General features: G+C 75.3%; 16 protein-coding genes. 5 read left to right on the forward strand and 11 right to left on the reverse strand.

What is annotated here, in order from left to right:
* Positions 1–16 precede the first annotated feature (16 nt).
* Positions 17–2,263: a DUF7937 domain-containing protein gene (locus BXA05_RS20310; RefSeq protein WP_076405539.1), complete on the reverse strand. Its 2,247-nt coding sequence runs from the start codon at positions 2,261–2,263 to the stop codon at positions 17–19.
* Positions 2,264–2,536: 273 nt separating this feature from the next.
* Here BXA05_RS20310 and BXA05_RS13815 point away from each other — a divergent pair, with 273 nt between their 5' ends.
* From BXA05_RS13815 to BXA05_RS13835, 5 genes are all read left to right on the forward strand, one after another.
* A complete protein-coding gene (locus tag BXA05_RS13815; RefSeq protein ID WP_076405540.1) occupies positions 2,537–2,920 on the forward strand; it encodes a hypothetical protein in 384 nt (127 codons plus the stop codon).
* 169 nt (positions 2,921–3,089) lie between these two features.
* Entirely contained in the window at positions 3,090–3,578 is a 489-nt protein-coding gene (locus tag BXA05_RS13820; RefSeq protein WP_143311162.1) for a hypothetical protein, read from the forward strand.
* A 34-nt stretch (positions 3,579–3,612) separates the two neighbouring features.
* Positions 3,613–4,677 (forward strand): peptidoglycan-binding domain-containing protein, encoded by a 1,065-nt coding sequence (locus BXA05_RS13825; protein ID WP_170963182.1) that lies wholly within the window; start codon positions 3,613–3,615, stop codon positions 4,675–4,677.
* Positions 4,674–5,297: an ABC transporter ATP-binding protein gene (locus BXA05_RS13830; protein ID WP_076405546.1), complete on the forward strand. Its 624-nt coding sequence runs from the start codon at positions 4,674–4,676 to the stop codon at positions 5,295–5,297. The genes BXA05_RS13825 and BXA05_RS13830 overlap by 4 nt, the downstream gene beginning before the upstream one ends.
* Positions 5,294–6,364, forward strand: coding sequence for a hypothetical protein (locus tag BXA05_RS13835; protein ID WP_170963183.1), 1,071 nt, complete (start codon positions 5,294–5,296; stop codon positions 6,362–6,364). Before BXA05_RS13830 ends, BXA05_RS13835 begins: the two co-directional genes overlap by 4 nt.
* 8 nt (positions 6,365–6,372) lie before the next feature.
* On the opposite strand, the gene BXA05_RS13840 is transcribed toward BXA05_RS13835, so the two are convergent.
* From BXA05_RS13840 to hrcA, 10 genes are all read right to left on the reverse strand, one after another.
* Positions 6,373–8,025, reverse strand: coding sequence for a BamB-related PQQ repeat family beta-propellar protein (locus BXA05_RS13840; RefSeq protein WP_076405550.1), 1,653 nt, complete (start codon positions 8,023–8,025; stop codon positions 6,373–6,375).
* Positions 8,026–8,107: 82 nt separating this feature from the next.
* Entirely contained in the window at positions 8,108–9,706 is a 1,599-nt protein-coding gene (locus tag BXA05_RS13845) for an alpha/beta hydrolase family protein (protein WP_076405552.1), read from the reverse strand.
* 77 nt (positions 9,707–9,783) lie between these two features.
* Positions 9,784–10,734: a GTPase Era gene (era, locus tag BXA05_RS13850; protein ID WP_043651768.1), complete on the reverse strand. Its 951-nt coding sequence runs from the start codon at positions 10,732–10,734 to the stop codon at positions 9,784–9,786.
* Positions 10,731–12,065 carry a hemolysin family protein gene (locus BXA05_RS13855; protein ID WP_076405554.1) on the reverse strand — a complete coding sequence of 445 codons (1,335 nt, stop codon included), beginning with the start codon at positions 12,063–12,065 and terminating at the stop codon, positions 10,731–10,733. The genes era and BXA05_RS13855 overlap by 4 nt, the downstream gene beginning before the upstream one ends.
* Positions 12,062–12,514: an rRNA maturation RNase YbeY gene (ybeY, locus tag BXA05_RS13860; protein WP_076405555.1), complete on the reverse strand. Its 453-nt coding sequence runs from the start codon at positions 12,512–12,514 to the stop codon at positions 12,062–12,064. The genes BXA05_RS13855 and ybeY overlap by 4 nt, the downstream gene beginning before the upstream one ends.
* Positions 12,511–13,599 (reverse strand): PhoH family protein, encoded by a 1,089-nt coding sequence (locus BXA05_RS13865; RefSeq protein WP_076405557.1) that lies wholly within the window; start codon positions 13,597–13,599, stop codon positions 12,511–12,513. Before BXA05_RS13865 ends, ybeY begins: the two co-directional genes overlap by 4 nt.
* A gap of 121 nt (positions 13,600–13,720) precedes the next feature.
* Complete coding sequence (locus tag BXA05_RS13870) at positions 13,721–14,083, reverse strand: HIT domain-containing protein (RefSeq protein WP_021482946.1); 363 nt, start codon at positions 14,081–14,083, stop codon at positions 13,721–13,723.
* The gene (locus BXA05_RS13875; RefSeq protein ID WP_076405559.1) at positions 14,080–14,892 is read right to left on the reverse strand and encodes a 16S rRNA (uracil(1498)-N(3))-methyltransferase; all 813 of its coding nucleotides are present in this window, start codon (positions 14,890–14,892) and stop codon (positions 14,080–14,082) included. Before BXA05_RS13875 ends, BXA05_RS13870 begins: the two co-directional genes overlap by 4 nt.
* Positions 14,893–14,905: 13 nt before the next feature.
* Positions 14,906–16,030 carry a molecular chaperone DnaJ gene (dnaJ, locus tag BXA05_RS13880; RefSeq protein WP_043651775.1) on the reverse strand — a complete coding sequence of 375 codons (1,125 nt, stop codon included), beginning with the start codon at positions 16,028–16,030 and terminating at the stop codon, positions 14,906–14,908.
* Between the two features lie 106 nt (positions 16,031–16,136).
* A complete protein-coding gene (gene hrcA / locus BXA05_RS13885) occupies positions 16,137–17,153 on the reverse strand; it encodes a heat-inducible transcriptional repressor HrcA (protein ID WP_021482687.1) in 1,017 nt (338 codons plus the stop codon).
* Positions 17,154–17,214 lie beyond the last annotated feature (61 nt).

The raw sequence follows: 17,214 nt of genomic DNA on the forward strand, positions 1-17,214 counted from the left end.
CGGGCGCCGGGGTGCGTCAGCCGCGTCGCGAGCGCAGCGCCGCGTCGACCGCAGGGTCACCGAGGTTGCCGAGCCACTCGAGCAGCGCCGGGTACGTCGACGGGTTCGCCGCGACCTGGGGCCGCAGGTGCGGCGCGTCCTGGACGATCTGCGCCAGGACCTCGAGCGGCGTGCCCGGGTCGAGCGCCTGGGCCGCGGTGAAGCCCGCCGGCTGGGCCGGCGGGGCGTACGACGGCTGCTGCGCCGCGGGCTGCTGGGCGTACCCCTGCTGGCCGTAGCCCTGCGGGTCGTACCCCTGCGGCGCGTAGCCCTGCTGCGCCGGCCCGGAGGACGCGTAGCCCTGCTGCTGGCCGTATCCCTGCTGGGGGTACCCCTGGCCGGGCTGCTGGGCGGTCGGCTGCGGGCCGGTGCCCGGCTGCTCCTCCTGGTAGGCGGGCAGGACCGCCGTCGACGGGCCCTCGTCGGGCGTGAGGCCGGGACGCGCGGCGTACCCGCTGCGCTCCGGCTCCGCCGGCTGGACCGGGAGCACCTCGGTCGCGTCGGACCCGGCGGCGAACCGCCGGTCCGGCGCCTGCTGCGTCGGGACGGGGCCGGTGTGTCCGGCCGGCGGGTAGGCGCCCGTCGGTCCGGTGGCCGGGTAGGCGCCCGTCGGTCCCGTGGCCGGGTAGGCGCCCGTGCCCGGGTAGGCACCCGAGTGCTCGGTCGTCGGGTGCGCGCCGGTCGGCGGGCCCGCCGGGGCGGGCGCGGGCCGGGCCGGCTTGGGCTGCTTCGGCGCGGGCGGCTGCCACACGTACGCGCGTGCCGCCTCCGCCCCGGTGGCCGCGGGCACGGGGCGGTGCTCGGCGAAGTAGGCGCGCACCTCGCGCGGCACGGTGAGCGCCCCGACGACGAGCAGCGGGAGGCCGAAGGCGAGCAGCACGTGCTCCACCCCGCCGCCGAGCACGACGCGGTTCGAGGTCACGACGAGCAGCACGATGCCGAGCAGCGCCACGACCCCGGCGCCGCCGAGCGCGAGCGGGCGCCCGGTGGCGGCGTCGCGAGCGAGCGAGCGGCGCGCGACGAACGCGACGGCGGCCGCGAGGACACCGACGATCACCGCGAGGACGACCGGGACGCCGCGTGCGCCGTCGGCCAGGGTGAGCACGGCGCTCACGGCGACGTAGCCCGCGACGACGAGCACGAGGTCGAGGGCGTTGACGGCCACGCGCACCCAGGTGGTCACCGGGTCCGCGGCGGCCATCGCGCGGTGCACGGCGGGCGCCGCGGCGACGGCCGCGAGCGCCGGGACGAGCACGAGCCCGAACCGGCCGCCGTGCGTGCTCTCGATCGTCACGAGCCCGTTGTTGCCCGAGCCGAGGACGAACCCGACGGCGAGCATGACGCCCAGCCCGACGAGCGTGAGGCGCGCGGCCTCGGACCGGCGCCACGTGCCGTACGTCGGCAGCCCGGCGAGCGCGAGGACGAACACCGCGGCCACGATCACCAGCAGCACGAACAGGGCGCCGCCGAGGCGCGTGCCGGTGGCGGTGAGGATCACCGTGAGCAGCACGGTGAGGGCGAGGAGCGCCGCGAGCGCGAGGAGCGCCTGGAGCCACCGGTCGGTGACCGCGCGGTCCTGGTCCTGCGGCCCGAGCTCGCTCTCGCGCGGCTGCGCCGCGAGGAGCGCGCCCGCGAGGCCGAGCGCGGCGGCGGAGCCGACCCCGCCCCACCCGTCGGCGAGGTCGCCGCCGCCCACGACGTCGACCACGAGGTAGACGAGCACGAGCAGCACGTACGGCGCGTTGGCCAGCAGACGGACCGTGCGCGTGGTGTGCACGGTCCAGGTCGTCGGGAGCACGCCCGTGCGCGCGAGGTACGGCAGCGCGAGCGTCAGCAGCGAGAGGATCGTCAGCAGGACGACCTCGATCTTGTCCGACGCGCGGCTCGACACGTCCCACGGCAGCGCGAGGGAGACGAGGAGCAGCAGCGCGGCGACGCCGTCGCGCACGTAGTCGCTCACCGGGATCCCGGCGAAGGGCGACGCGGTGGCGGTCGCCGTCGAGGCCCCGCCGGTCTCGCGCGCGGAGCCCGTGTCCTTCTCCGTGCCCGTGTCCGCGGCTCCCGCCGCGTCCGGGTCCGACCCTGCCGAGCCCGTCGCACCGTCCGGTGCGCGCTCGGCCGTGGAGTCCCCGTCACCCGCCGTGACGCCCTGGGGCGCCCGGGTCGGCCCGGTGCCCGCAGCACCGGGCTGCGGGTCCTCGGCCGGCTCTGTCTGGTTGGTCATCGTGCACTCCCTACGCTGTCGCGCGGTGCCGGTCGCACGCACGCCGGGCCGAGGGGCCCCGACCGTTTCTACCGGTTCATCACGTGCGGCTCAAGCGCCCACGCGCGGCGCCGTGCTCCCGGGGCGGATCAGGCCGCCCGCCGAGGAAAGGCCACGAGCGCGGCCGAGCCGACGTCCCAATATGTGAGCACCCCTGCGAAACGCGGTCCGCGGGCGCCAGCATGAGGACTCCATGGCCGCCGACGAGGGCGACCACATCCCCGGGGGGCAGACATGGTGCTGCAGAAGAGTCTGAGGAAGTCGTGGGCGAGCGTCGGGGCCGCAGGCGTCCTGGTGCTGGGGGGCCTGGTGGCCCTCCCTCCGACGGCGACTGCGGCGACCGGCACGATCACCGTGCGGGCGAGCACGGCGACGTGCCAGTACAAGGCGCTGAAGCCGAGCGGTGGCGCGACCGCGCAGAACAGCAGCTGCTACCGCGTCTCCGCCCGGGTGCAGTACCGGTCCGCCGGCGGCACCGCGTACTGGACGAACCGACAGGTCTCGACGAGCAACGTGACCGTGTACGCACCGAGCGGCACCACGTACGCCTCCGGCAGGACGGGCGGGTCCATCATGTCCGGGAGCGCGGAGCTCGGCTTCTACGAGCAGACGGTGTAGAGCAGTGCGCACGTCGATGCTCCGGCGCCCAGGAACGACCGTCCGGACCGGTCGGCAGGCTGCGAGGACGCTCGAAGGTCCACGGACCAGGCAGCACCTCGGTGTCGCCGTAGCGGGCCTCGCGCTGGCACTGGCGGGGTGCTCCTCCGGCGCGGACCCGGCGCCGGACGTGGCCGACCGGTGGCGCACGGAGATCGACGCGCTCCTCGCCGACGACGTCAGCGCGCTGGAGCGGCAGGTGCTCGCCGACTACGAGATCACCGACGCAGAGCTCACCGAGGCGCGGGACGCCTACGCGCGCTGCATGTCTGACCGCGGCCTGGAGGCGGACTTCGGCGACGGCGACGGGTTCTCCTACGGCGCGACGCAGGAGTCCCAGGACGCCTTCCGTAGCGCCTCGGCAGACCCCGAGGCCGCGCTGGACCAGATTCCTACGATCGCCGACGCGTGCGCGGACGGGACGATCTGGGACATCGGCCTGTACTACCACGAGATGCGGAGCAACCCCGAGGGCAGGTCCTTGCTGGAGCTGTGGCGCGAGTGCCTGGAGTCGGCCGGGGTCGACGAGATCCATGACCTCACGGACCAGGAGCTGCAGGAGCTCGTCGACGACGAGTCCTACGTCCCTCCGCCTGAGGTCGGGACGTGCGTGTCATAGCCGTCGAGGAGCGCGAACAGGAGACGAGGGTGCCGTGAAGCGAGCCGCTCTCGCTCCCCCGCGCAGGACCGCGTGGGCCACGTCCACCCTGACGGCGCTGGTGCTCGTCACGGGCGGGGCGATCGCCGGGGTCCTCGTCGTCCCCGAGCGCACCCCCGCCTCGCTGCGGGGCCCTGCCACGGCTGAAGCGTCCGTCGCCGTCGTGACGCAGGAGTTCGACGACGCCCGTCAGGTCCCGGTCACCCCGCAGCTCACCCCGAGCACGACGCTGACGCTCGGCGACTCAGGGCGGCTGCGACGCAGCGCGTGCGCGCCGGGCGCGACGATCGCGTCAGGCAGCTCGCCTGCGACGATCGACGACCGCCCCGTCCTCGCGCTGGCCACCGACGTCCCGCTGTGGCGGGACCTCGCGCCGGACTCGAAGGGCGACGACGTGGCGAGCCTCCAGCGCGAGCTGGCCCGGCTCGGCTTCGACGTCGAGCCGGACGGCGAGTACGGCGCGGCGACGAAGGCCTCCGTGTCCGCGCTGCAGAGAGACGTGCTCGGTCTTGCGCGGCCGCCCGGAGCGCTCGCGGTCGCCTCCGTCCTGTGGCTGCCGGCGCCCTCGGTGACCGTCACGACGTGCGAGGCACAGGTCGGCCAGCCGTTCGCCGGCACCGGGCTGGCGACCGTCGCGGGCGTCCTCGAGTCCGTGCGCATCGACGCCGTGCCGCAGGACGCGACGCCGGGCGACCGCGTCGTGCGGCTCGCCGGGTCCCAGACCACGGCCGCGGTCGGAGACGACGGCGTGGTCCGGGACAGGTCGTTCCTCGACGCCGTCCACGACGACGCGGCGTTCCGCTTCTCGCAGAGCGAGGGAGCCACGGAGCCGATGACCCTCGACTACGTGCTGGCGCAGCCGCTCCAGGTCTCCACGGTGGCGCCCGGGGCCCTGTACGGCCTCTCGGGCGGCACGGCCTGCGTCGTGGCCGACGGGAGACCGCGCCCGGTGACCGTCGTGGCCTCTTCGCTCGGCCAGACCTTCGTCACGTTCGACGACGGGAGCACCCCTGCCCGCGTCGCGCTCACGCCGCCGACCGGCAGCCGGGACTGCCGGTGACCCGAGCAGTCCGTGCGCGGGGTCTCGCCCACGCGTTCGCCGGTACCGGCGACCTGTTCTCCGGCCTGGACCTGGACCTGGACCCGGGCGAGGTGGTCGCGCTGGTCGGGCCGTCGGGCTCGGGCAAGTCGACCCTGCTCAGCATCCTGGCCGGCTGGGTGACGCCGTCCGCGGGCACGGTGGAGCGGGAGGGGATAGAACACGTCGGGTGGGTCTTCCAGAACCCCCACGGCGTGCCGCGGCGCTCCGCCCTGGACCACGTCGTCCTGCCCCTTCTCGCACGGGGGCTGCGGCGCCGCGAGGCCGAGCTGCGAGCGAGCGCCATCCTCGATCGTTTCGGGCTTTCTGCCACCGCGGACCGTCCGTTCCGCGCGTTGTCAGGCGGAGAGGCACAACGGCTGATGCTCGCGCGCGCGGTCGCGCTCGCCCCGGACCTGCTGCTCGTCGACGAGCCCACGGCCCAGCTCGACCTGCGCACCGCCGGCACGGTGAACGCCGTCCTCGCCGGGGTGGCGCAGCAGCACTCGATCGTCGTGGTCGCCACCCACGACCCTCGAACGCGCGACGCGTGCACCCGCGTCGTCGACCTCACCCGGGCCCGAGCGACGAGGACCTCGTGATGCGGCCCCGGTCGGTCGCGTCCGAGGCCGCACGCAACCTCCGCTCGGGCACCACCCGCGCCCTCCTGCTTGCCGTGGCGTTCGTCCTCCTGGTGGGGACCCTCGCTGCGCTCGACACCCGTGCCGTCGTCGACGTGCTGCGCGGTGCCGCCGACTTCCGGGCGTCGGGGGCAGCGATCGCGACGCTCGCTGCGCCGGGACGCGTGGACGGTGGTCGGTGCGAGGCCTTCGGCGACGTCCCCGGCATCACCGCCGGGGCCTACCGCGCCGGCGAGCCTCTGCGGGCGCTCAGCCTGCCCTCCTCGCGGCTCAGCGTCTTCGACGTGACTCCGGGTCTGCTCGACGTGCTCACCGGGACGACGACGCCCGCGCGCACGAGCGGCGTCTGGCTGTCCGCAGAGCTCGCTGAGACCCTCGGCGTGGTGGCGGGAGACCGGCTCGCCACGTTTTCGGGCGACGCGACGGTGGCCGGCATCTATGCCTACCCCGACGACGGGCGCGATCGCGCGCTCGCCTACGCCGTGCTGACGCCGGTCCCCCCGGCAGGGACGTTCGACGTCTGCTGGGCCGAGGCCTGGCCCGTCGACGCCGGGTCGAGCGCGCTGCTCCCGACGGCCCTCCTCCCGGGGACGGACCCCACCGAGGCCACGCTGGGCCAGCTGAACACCCGGCTGGGCGCGGAGCACGACGCGCTCGACCTGCTGGCGCACCGGCTGACACGTCACGCGCCGGTCGCAGCGCTGCTCACAGGGTTCGTGCTCGGAGCGGCCTCGGTCCGCGCGCGGCGGCTCGAGCTGGCGGCCGCGCTGCACGCGCGGGTCCCCCGGCCCGCGCTCGCCTGGCAGGTGCTCCTGGAGGTCCTCGCCTGGACGCTCGCCGGTGCGCTGATCGCCGGCGCATGCCTGCTCTGGATCTCCCGGTGGGGCAACCCCGACCCCGGAGCGGAGGCGTGGTGGACGGGGTTGCGCGTGGTCGCCGTGGGCACGGGAGGCGCGCTCCTCGGCGCGCTGCTCGGCGTCCTCGGAACCCGCGAGCGCTCGCTGTTCCGCTACTTCAAGGATCGCTGAGACGCCGCTCAGGACACGGCCGTCAGCCCGCCGGTCCCGAGGAGGAAGAGCCGGCCCTCGACCGCGAGCACGTCGTAGGTGCCCTCGGGCAGCGTCCAGCGCCACTCGACCGCCCCGTCGTCGAGCGCGATCGACACGAGCCCTGGCTGGCGGCGCTGCCGCTCCGTGACGAACAGCGACCGGCCGTCGGTGAGCACCGGCCCGGGGCCGCCGTCCTCGAGCGTGACGGCCCACGCCTCCTCGCCCGTGCGGGCGTCGACGCTGCGGTAGGCCGAGTCCGTCTGGACGACGACGCGGCCGTCGACCCGCGCGACGGCGCGCATGCCCGTGCCCGGCAACGACCACAGCTCCGAGCCGGTCGCGGCGTCCACGCCCACGATGCTGCCGAACGTGTTCGTGACGATGACGCCCGGCGCGGACCCGTCCGACAGGGGCGCCTCGAGCACGCGGCCGGAGATCCGGAACGCGGGCTCGCCCGCGGCGGTGAACACCGTGGCGGTGCCGCGGCCGTACTCGTTGCCGACGTAGCGCCCGTCCTGGAGCCGGACGATGGTCCACACGTCGTCCTCGACGAGCGACAGGCCGTCCTCCGTGAGCGCCGCCGCGACGCCCGGCGCGAGGACGTCGACGACGCCGCGGCGCACGTCGAGCACGACGTCGCCGCCGCTCCCGAGGCCGTCGTGCGCGAGCGTGCGCTCCCACCGCACCTCCCCGGTCGCGGCGTCCTCGCGCACCACCGCGACCTCGTCGCCGCGCCACCACGCCCGCACGACGTCCGTCGCGCCGACCGGCACGACGGACAGCCGCCCCGCCGTCGCGGCCGTGCGCTCCCCCACGACCTCCCCGGTCGTCGCGCGCACGGTGGTGAGCCGGGCCGCCTGCTCGCGCCACCCCGTCGGCACCGCGCACACCACCACCTCGCGCGCGGGCTCGCCCGAGGCCGGCAGGCACGTGGCACGGTCGCCGAGACGCTCGGACCGCCAGAGGACCGAGCCGTCCGCGACGGAGTACGCCGTGAGCGACCCGTCGACGGTCACGACGGCACCGACCGCGGGGACCACCTCGGTGCCGGGCTCGACGGGGACCGACCAGCGCGGCTCGGGCGGGTCCTCGAGCGGCCGCAGCCCCCCGGCGAGCGCGGTGACGTCGACGGGCCGCGCGTCCTCCATCGACGCGGTGAAGGCGACGGAGCCGGCGAACGCGACGGCGACCGCGAGCGCCACCCACGGGACGGGGTGCAGGAACCAGCGGCGCCCGGGCGCACGCACCTGCGGGGACTCGCCGCCCCCGGCGGTCCCGGACGGCCGGGGCGCGCCGGACCGCGCGGGGCCGGGCATGTCGGGGGCCGTGGGCGGGCGCTCGTCCTGCGGGCGCGACAGGGGCAGCACGTCGCGGGCCGCTCGGTCGTGGTGCCCGCTCCGCGTGGCGGGCGGACCGTCCTCGTCCCGGGGTCGCGGCCCGTCGGGCGGACGGCGGACGGGCGCCTCGGCAGGACCCGCGAGCGCGGCGTCGAGGGCGGCGTCGAACCGGTCGTCGGACCGCAGCTCGGGCGGCAGCAGCTCGAGGCCGCCGACCGCCGTCCCGGCACCGTCCGTCGTCGGCTCGTGGGTGACGTGCCCGGCACGAGCCGCCCGGTCCTGCGCGAGCCGACGGCGCCTCACCCGTCCACGATACGCACGCCCGTCGGGCCGCGCCGGGCGAGCGGCGGGACCGTCGCGCCCGGACGACGGCGCACCGGCACGGTCAGATGCCGAGCTGGTAGACGCCCCAGTACGCGAGGATGACGAGCAGGACGGTGGACCCCGCGACCACGCACCACAGCATGACGCGGGGGGTCACGCCCCGCGCGACCTGCAGCACGCTCCCGCCCTCGTCCGCGGCGACCACCTCGTCGGTGCCCCGGCGCTCGTCGTGCGCACGGCGCGCGGAGCGGACCTCGGCGGCCCGGTTGACCAGCAGGGCGCCCGCGACGAGCGTCGCGAGCCCGACGAGCCGCACCCCGATCCAGCCGCCCTGCACGACCCACGCGTCCTTCTCGTAGTCGAGCGCGAGCCGCGCGGTGGCCACGAGGTAGACGACGAGCGCGACCGTCGTCGCGAACGCGCCGACCCCGAGCCCCACCAGCGGCACGCGGAAGCCGGGCGCGAGACCGGCGGGCGCTCCGGGCCGGCCAGCGACCCGTCGCAGCCGGCGCACGAGGCCCCCGACGAGGCCGACGAGCGGGCCGAGCACGAGCAGCCCGACGGCGGCGAGGACGAGGGCGACGAACAGGTCGCCGTTGCCCAGCCAGCGCGGCGACGGGACCGGCCCGGCGAGGTACTGCTGCGTGGGCTCGGCGCCCGCGACCTGCGGCAGCGCGGTCGCGCTCGCGGGCAGGGACGTCACCCACGCGCTCACGTCGCGCGGGAAGTCGGGCACGAGCACGTCGTCGATCTTGATCCCGTGGTTCGCGTCCGCGTAGTAGCGCACGGTGACGTCGGCCCCGCCCGGCACCTGCGACGACGGGCCCGTGGCGTCGAGGATCTGCCGCGCCCCCTGCTCGACGGGCATCGACGGGTCCGCGGTGCCGTACACGACGAGCACCGGCTGGGTGAGCCGCTCGAGGAACGGCTCCACGTCGAAGTCCGCGTACTCGAAGCCGCCGCCGGGGATCGCCATCCCGACGGCGCGCGGGATCGCCCGGAACACCCCGTGGGGCACGTCGGTGTTGCGCAGGTAGCTGTCGACCGCGAACGCGGCCTGCTGGCGCGGCGGCACGACGGGCGCGGACACGAGGACGGTGAACGCGATGGTCGGGTCGTCGGCCGCCATCACGGGCACGATCCACGTGCCCTCGGACTCTCCGTACAGCCCCACGCGCTCCGGGTCGACGCCGGGACGCGCCCGCAGGAGGTCCACGGAGTGCGCGTAGTCGCGCGCCATCGCCTCGTAGTCGCGGTGGCGCGTGGTGTAGGTGTCCAGGCGCTTGTCCGGGACGAGGGTCACGACGCCCGCGCTCGCGAGGTCGGTCGCGACGTCCACGAACGCCTCCGACGCCAGGCCGGTCCCTGCCCCGTGCACGAACACCATGCCCGGGAGGTCGTCGCCCGCGTCGACGGGCTCGCGCAGCACGCCCCCGACGGTCGCGCCGTCGAGCCGGACCGTCACGTCGGTCTCGCGCACGTCGTAGGTGCCGACCGGGGCGGCCCCGCCCGGCGGCTGCCCGCCGACGGTCGTGTCGGGCGTCTCGGGGACGAGGTGCTCGGTCACGGGCACCGGGTCCCACTGCGGCCCGGTGACCGCTCCGACGATCGCGAGGACGATCGCGAGGGCTGCCGTCGTCGCGGCGGTCCGGAAGATCACCGAGGAATCGTACGTCGCGGGCCGCCGGCCGGTCCCTGGTGCCGTCCCGACGACGGCACGGGGGACGTCCCCCCGGGTCAGAAGCCGAGCCGGTGGAGCTGCTTGGGGTCGCGCTGCCAGTCCTTGGCGACCTTCACGTGCAGGTCGAGGTAGACCCTCGCCCCGAGCAGCGCCTCGATGCCGTGCCGCGCGCGCGTCCCGACCTCGCGCAGCCGTGAGCCGCCGCGGCCGATGACGATCGCCTTCTGCGAGTCGCGCTCGACGAAGAGGTTGACGCGCACGTCGAGCAGCGGCGGCCGGCCCGTGGCCTCGTCGCCGCTGCCCTCGCGGGGCACGATCTCCTCGACCTGGACCGCGAGCGAGTGCGGGAGCTCGTCGCGCACGCCCTCGAGCGCCGCCTCGCGCACGAGCTCGGCGACCATGACGGCCTCCGGCTCGTCCGTGAGCTCGCCGCCCGGGTACAGCTCGGGGCCCTCGGGCAGGTGGGAGACGAGGACGTCGGTGAGCACGTCGACCTGGTAGCCGTCCTGGGCCGAGACGGGCACGATGTCGGCCCAGCCGCCCGCCGTCTCCCCCAGCCGGTCGACCGCGAGCAGGTGCGCGGCGAGGGTGCCGCGGTCCACGAGGTCGGCCTTCGTGACGACCGCGACCACGGGCGTGCCGCGGCGCCCGCGCATGAGCTCCGCGAGCTCGTTCGCGATGAAGCGGTCGCCCGGGCCGATCTTCTGGTCGGCGGGCAGGCAGAACGCGATGACGTCGACCTCGGTGAGCGTCTCGCGCACGAGGTCGTTGAGACGCTCGCCGAGCAGCGTGCGGGGGCGGTGCAGCCCCGGGGTGTCGACGAGGACGAGCTGCGCGTCGGGGCGGTGCACGATCCCGCGGATCGTGTGGCGCGTCGTCTGGGGGCGCCCGGAGGTGATCGCCACCTTCTGGCCGACCAGCGCGTTCGTCAGGGTCGACTTGCCCGCGTTGGGCCGCCCGACGAGGCAGGCGAAGCCGGAGCGGTGCTCGGGGGTGGTCGTGCTCACGGGGTGTCCTTCACGGTGGGGAGGGGCTGACGGGTGTCGGCCGCGGGGTCGGGCTCGTCCGGCGCGGGGACCGGAGCGTCGGGCGAGGTCGCCGTGGAGACGAGGACGGTCGCGAGCTGCTTGCGGCGGCCCTGGACGCGGTCGGCCTCGAGGCGCAGCCCGTGGACCTCGGCCACGGAGCCGGGCAGCGGGACCTTGCCGAGCGCCTTGGCGAGCAGGCCGCCCACGGTGTCCACGTCGTCGTCGTCCAGGCCGAGGCCGAAGAGTTCGCCGAGCTCGTCGACGCCGAGGCGGGCGGGCACGCGCAGGACGCCGTCGCCCAGGTCCTCGACCTCGGGCTCCGGCCGGTCGTGCTCGTCCGTGAGCTCGCCCACGATCTCCTCGAGCGCGTCCTCGATCGTCACCAGTCCCGCGACGCCGCCGTACTCGTCGACGACCATGGCGATGTGCGAGGACGACGCCTGCATCTCGCGCAGCAGGTCGTCCACGGGCTTGGACTCGGGTACGAAGATCGCGGGGCGCGCGACCTCGCTCACGGGCCGCGCGTCGGTCCCGGGACCGCCCTGAAGGACGCGCACGACGTCCTTGAAGTAGGCGACGCCCACGAGGTCGTCCGCGGACGTGCCCGTGACCGGGATGCGGGAGAAGCCGGAGCGCAGGAAGAGCGAGAGGGTCTTGCGCAGGGGCGTGTCGCGCGCCGTCGTCACCATGTCGGTGCGGGGCACCATGACCTCGCGCGTGAGGGTGCTGCCGAGCTCGAAGACGGAGCGGATGAGCTCGCGCTCCTCCTCCTCGATGACCTCGGACTCGTTGACGCGGTCCACCATGTCCTGGAGCTCGCGCTGGTGGGCTCCCTCGTCGGGCGCCGGGGCGAGCCGCGTGAGCCAGCGCGTGGCCCCGACGACGACCGTGAGCAGGCGCGACAGGCTCAGCAGGACGCGCACCGCGTGGCGGCGGCCGAGGGACCGCGGGCTCACGCGCACCACGAGGAGCCCGACGACGACGCTCACCGCGAGCGCGACGAGCAGGACCTGCCACCACGGCTCCAGCCACGCCGCGACGAGCAGCGTGAGGCACGTGACCGCCGCGACCTCCGCGACGACGCGCACGAAGCCGACGGAGCGCACGGTCGCCGCCGGGTCCGCGAGCAGCGCCAGCGCCCGACGCCCCTCCGGGCGGGCGGGCACGGCCGGGTCGTCGCCCAGGGCGGCCTCCGTGACGGCCGCCCGCGTCACGCGCAGCACCGCCGCCTCGCCCGCGCTCAGCGCGGCCGCGAGCACGACCGTCAGGACGGTCAGGGCCGCCAGGAGCGCGACGGGTTCGCCGCTCACCGGCCCGCGAGGAAGGTCAGGAGCAGCTTGCGCTGCAGCGCGAACATCTCCTTCTCCTCCTCCGGCTCGGCGTGGTCGTAGCCGAGCAGGTGCAGGATGCCGTGCGTCGTGAGCAGCAGCATCTCCTCCGCCGTCGAGTGGCCCGCCGTCACCGCCTGCCGGGCGGCGACCTCCGGGCACAGCACGACGTCGCCGAGCTGGCCGGGGCCGGCGACCTCGCCGTCGCGCCCGGGCCGCAGCTCGTCCATGGGGAACGACAGCACGTCCGTCGGGCCGGGCTCGTCCATCCAGCGCACGTGCAGCTCGCTCATCACGTCCGTGTCGACGAAGAGGATCGACAGCTCGCTCTGCGGGTGCACGCGCATCGCGTCGAGCACGTACCGTGCCAGCGCCGCGAACTCGGCCTCGTCGACCTCGGCCTCGGTCTCGTTGTTGACCTCGATGCTCACGCGTCGTCCCTCGTCCGTCGTTCTCGTGCCGCGGGGCGCCCGCGGCGGTCGTCGTCGCGGCGGCGCGACCCGGAGCTCGCCGAGCCCCCGCCGCTCGCCAGGTCCCACCGCGCGTACGCGTCGATGATGTCGCTCACCAGCCGGTGCCGCACCACGTCGGACGACGTGAGCCGGCAGAACTCGACGTCGTCCACGCCGGTGAGGACGTCCTCGATGACACGCAGGCCGGACTGGGTGCCGCCCGGCAGGTCGACCTGCGTCGCGTCGCCCGTGATGACCATGCGCGACCCGAAGCCGAGGCGCGTGAGGAACATCTTCATCTGCTCGGTGGTCGTGTTCTGCGCCTCGTCGAGGATGATGAACGAGTCGTTGAGGCTGCGCCCGCGCATGAACGCGAGCGGGGCGACCTCGATCGTCCCGGCCTCGATGAGCTTGGGGATCGAGTCCGGGTCGATCATGTCGTGCAGCGCGTCGTACAGCGGGCGCAGGTACGGGTCGATCTTCTCCGTCAACGAGCCGGGCAGGAACCCGAGCCGCTCCCCCGCCTCGACGGCCGGGCGCGTGAGGATGATGCGGTTGACCTGCTTCGACTGCAGCGCCTGCACGGCCTTCGCCATCGCGAGGTACGTCTTGCCGGTGCCGGCGGGACCGATCCCGAACGTGATGGTGTTCGCGTCGATCGCCTCGACGTAGCGCTTCTGCCCCACGGTCTTGGGCCGGATCGTGCGGCCGCGGCTCGACAGGATGTTGAGCGTCAGCACCTCGGCCGGGCGCGACGCCGTCGCGGCGGTGAGCATCGCGATGGACCGCGTGACGACGTCGGCCGTGAGCTGGGTGCCGGCCTCGACGACCTCGACGAGCTCGTCGAGCAGGCGCGCGGCGAGCGCGACCTCCCCCGGAGGGCCGGCGACCGCGATCTCGTTGCCCCGCACGTGCACGTCGACGGCGGGGAACCCCTCCTCGACGGCCCGGAGCACGGAGTCGCGGCTACCGAGGAGCGCCACCATCGGCACGTGGTTCGGGATGACGATGCGGTGCTCGACCCGGTGCGACGAGGGGTCGGGTTCTCGGGACAGAGAGGTCATGAGCCGGCTTGCGCCGCTGCGCTCCTTCGGTCGGGCAGTGGGTCCGGGACGGCCACCGCCCCGCAGATCGCTTCCATCGTACCGAGCGCGGCCGGGCGTCACACGCGCTTTCGCGCAGGGCTCAGGCGGGCGACCAACCGAGCTCGGCGCCCGCGATGACGTGGCCGTGCACGTGGAACACGCTCTGGCCGGCGCGCGGCCCCGAGTTGAAGATGAGCCGGAACTGGCCGTCGGCCAGGTCGCCCGCCACCTCGTCCGCCAGCGCGACGACGTCGCCCAGCAGCTCCGGGTCCGCCGCCGCGAGCTGGGCGATGTCGCCGTGGTGGTCGCGCGGCACCACGAGCACGTGCACGGGCGCCTGCGGGTCGATGTCGCGGAACGCGATCGAGCGCTCGCTGGTCGCCACGACGTCGGCCGGCACCTCCCCCGCGACGATGCGGCAGAAGAGGCAGTCCGGGTCGGTGCGCAGGTCGGTGCTCGTCATGACCCCGAGGCTAGACCACGCGTCCCGGCCACGCCCCAGCGGCCGAGCCGCTCCGCGAGCAGCGCCACGGCCACCGGGCCGGCGGTCGACGTGCGCAGCACGTGGGGCCCGAGCCGCGCCGCGACCGCGCCGGCCGCCGTGAGGTCGGCGAGCTCCCGGTCGGAGATCCCGCCCTCCGGGCCGACGACGACGAGCACCTCGGGCGCCGCCGCGCCGTCCATGGCCGGACCGGCGGGCAGCCCGACGTCGGCGAGCGGCGTCGTCGCCTCCTCGTGCAGGACGATCGCCCGACCGCCCGCCGCGACGACGTCGACGACGCGCGCCGCGAGGCCGCGCGAGTCGAGCGCGACCTCGACGCGGGGCAGTCGCGCCCGCCGGGCCTGCTTGGTCGCCGTGCGGACGGTCGCGAGCCACCGCGCGCGGGACTTCGCCGCGCGCTCGCCGCGCCACACGACGACGGAGCGCTCCGCCTGCCACGGCACGACCACGTCGACGCCGATCTCCGTCGCCGCCTCGATCGCCATCTCGTCGCGGTCACCCTTGGCGAGCGCCTGGACGAGCGTCACGACGACGTCCGGTGCCGGCTCGCGGTCCACCTCCTGCACGAGGAGCGTCACGCGGCCCGACTCGGCGTGCTCGACGACGCACCGCAGCCGGAGCCCGTCGCCGTCGACGACGTCGACGCGCTCCCCTGCGCCGCGCCGCTGCACGACGCCCGCGTGCCGGCCCTCCGCGCCGTCGAGCACGTAGCGGTCGCCGGGCGCGACGCCGTCGGTCCCCGTCTCGGCGAGGAACACCGGAGCACTCATGCCCGCGCCCCGCTCAGCGGCCGGAGAGCTTGTCGCGCAGGCGCGAGAACACGCCCGGGTGCGCGGCGGCGAGCCGGGGCTCGGGCCGCTCCTCGCCGCGCAGCGCGGCGAGCGAGCGCAGGAGCTGCTCCTGCTCGGGGTCGAGGGCCGTCGGCACCTGGACCTCGATGTGCACGTTGAGGTCGCCGCGACCGCTGCCGTGCAGGTGCCCGACGCCGAGGTTCTTCAGCGTGACGATCTGGTTCGGCTGCGTGCCGGGGCGCAGGTCGATCTCCTGGAGCCCGTCGAGCGTCTCCAGCTCGAGCACGGTGCCGAGGGCGGCCGCCGTCATGGGCACCTGGAGGGTGCAGTGCAGGTCGTCGCCGCGGCGCACGAACGTGTCGTGGTTGCGCTCGCGGATCTCGACGTACAGGTCGCCCGCGGGGCCGCCGGCCGGGCCGACCTCGCCCTGCGCGGTGAGCTTGATGCGCGTGCCCGTGTCGACGCCCGCCGGGACGTTGACCGTGATGCTGCGGCGGCTGCGCACGCGGCCCTCGCCCGAGCACTCCGCGCACGGCTCGGGGATGACCGTGCCGAAGCCCTGGCACGCGGCGCACGGCGCGCTCGTCATGACCTGGCCGAGGAACGAGCGCGCGACGCGCTGGACCGTGCCGCGGCCGTGGCACACCTCGCACGTGCGGGGCGAGGTGCCCGGACGGCAGCAGGTGCCGCCGCACGTGCCGCACACGACCGCCGTGTCGACCTGGAGCTCGCGCTGCGCGCCGAACGTCGCCTCGGAGAGGTCGATGTCGAGCCGCACGAGCGCGTCCTGGCCGCGGCGGGCACGCGGGATCGGCCCCTGCTGCGCCTGGGCGCCGCCGAAGAACGTCTCGAAGATGTCCTGGAAGCCGAACCCGCCGCCCATGGGGCCGCCGCCCCCGCCGCCGGGGGCGCTGGGGTCGACGCCGAGGTCGTACTGCTGGCGCTTCTCCGGGTTGGACAGCACCTCGTAGGCGCGCGCGACGTCCTTGAAGCGGTCGCCCGCCTCCTCGCCCGCGACGTCCGGGTGCAGCTCGCGCGCGAGCTTGCGGTACGCCTTCTTGATCTGGTCCTGGCTGGCGTCACGGGCCACGCCGAGGATCTCGTAGTAGTCGCTCACACGTCACTCTCTGCTGGTGCGGGTCGTGAGGCCGGCGCGCGGCCGGTCGGGAGGGGTCGGGGGTGGTCGTCGAGCGGGCCCGCCGCGGGCGGGGAGACCGCGGGGCTCACGTGCCGAGCACCCGTGACAGGTAGCGCGCGACCGCGCGCACCGCCGCGATGGTGCCGGGGTAGTCCATGCGGGTCGGCCCGATCGAGCCGACGAGCGCGACCGTGTCACCGTCGTTACCGTAACCGGTCGTCACGACGGAGGTCTCCGCGAGGCCCTCGAGCTGGGTCTCGCGACCGATCCGGACGCTCACGCCCGACTCGGCGGCCATCTCGGTGAGCAGCCCGAGCAGGACGACCTGCTCCTCGAGCGCCTCGAGGACGGGGCGCAGCGCGTGCTCGAACCGCATGCCCGCGCGCGCGAGGTTGGCCGTGCCCGCGAGGACGAGGCGCTCCTCGCTCTCCTCCGCGAGCGTCTGGGCGACGAGGTCGCCCACCGCGCGGACGAGCGGGGCGTCGTCGGGGTGGAAGCTCTCGGTCACGGCGGCGAGACCGGGCGCGAGGTCCGTGAGGCGCTTGCCCGCGGCCGCGGCGTTGAGCCGTGCGCGCACCTCGACGAGGGTCCCCTCGTCCGGCAGGCTCGCGACCTCGAGCGTGCGCTGCTCGACGCGGCCCGTGTCCGTGATGATGACGACCAGGAGGCGCGACTCGCCGACGGGCACGAGCTCGAGGTGGCGCAGGCCCGACCGGCTCAGCGACGGGTACTGCACGACGGCGACCTGGCCGGTGAGCTGGGCGAGAAGGCGCCCGGCGCGCGCGATGACGTCGTCGAGGTCCACGCCCTCGGACAGGAAGGTCTCGATGGCGCGCTTCTCCGGCGCGGACAGCGGCTTGACGCCCGAGAGGCGGTCCACGAAGAGCCGGTAGCCCTTGTCCGTCGGGATCCGGCCCGCGGACGTGTGCGGCTGCGCGATGTACCCGGCGTCTTCGAGAGCCGCCATGTCGTTGCGGATCGTGGCGGGCGAGACGCCGAGGCTGTGGCGCTCGGTGAGCACGCGCGAACCCACGGGCTCGCGCGTGAGGACATAGTCCTCGACGATGGCCCGCAGCACCTCGAGCCGGCGCTCCTCGCTCACGTCCACCTCCCGCGTGCCGCACCGTCGCCGCCCGGGCGGGCGTGCGGGCGTCGGCACTCTC

Origin of the sequence: Cellulosimicrobium funkei (genome assembly GCF_900155925.1) — a bacterium.
GTDB lineage: Bacteria > Actinomycetota > Actinomycetes > Actinomycetales > Cellulomonadaceae > Cellulosimicrobium > Cellulosimicrobium funkei.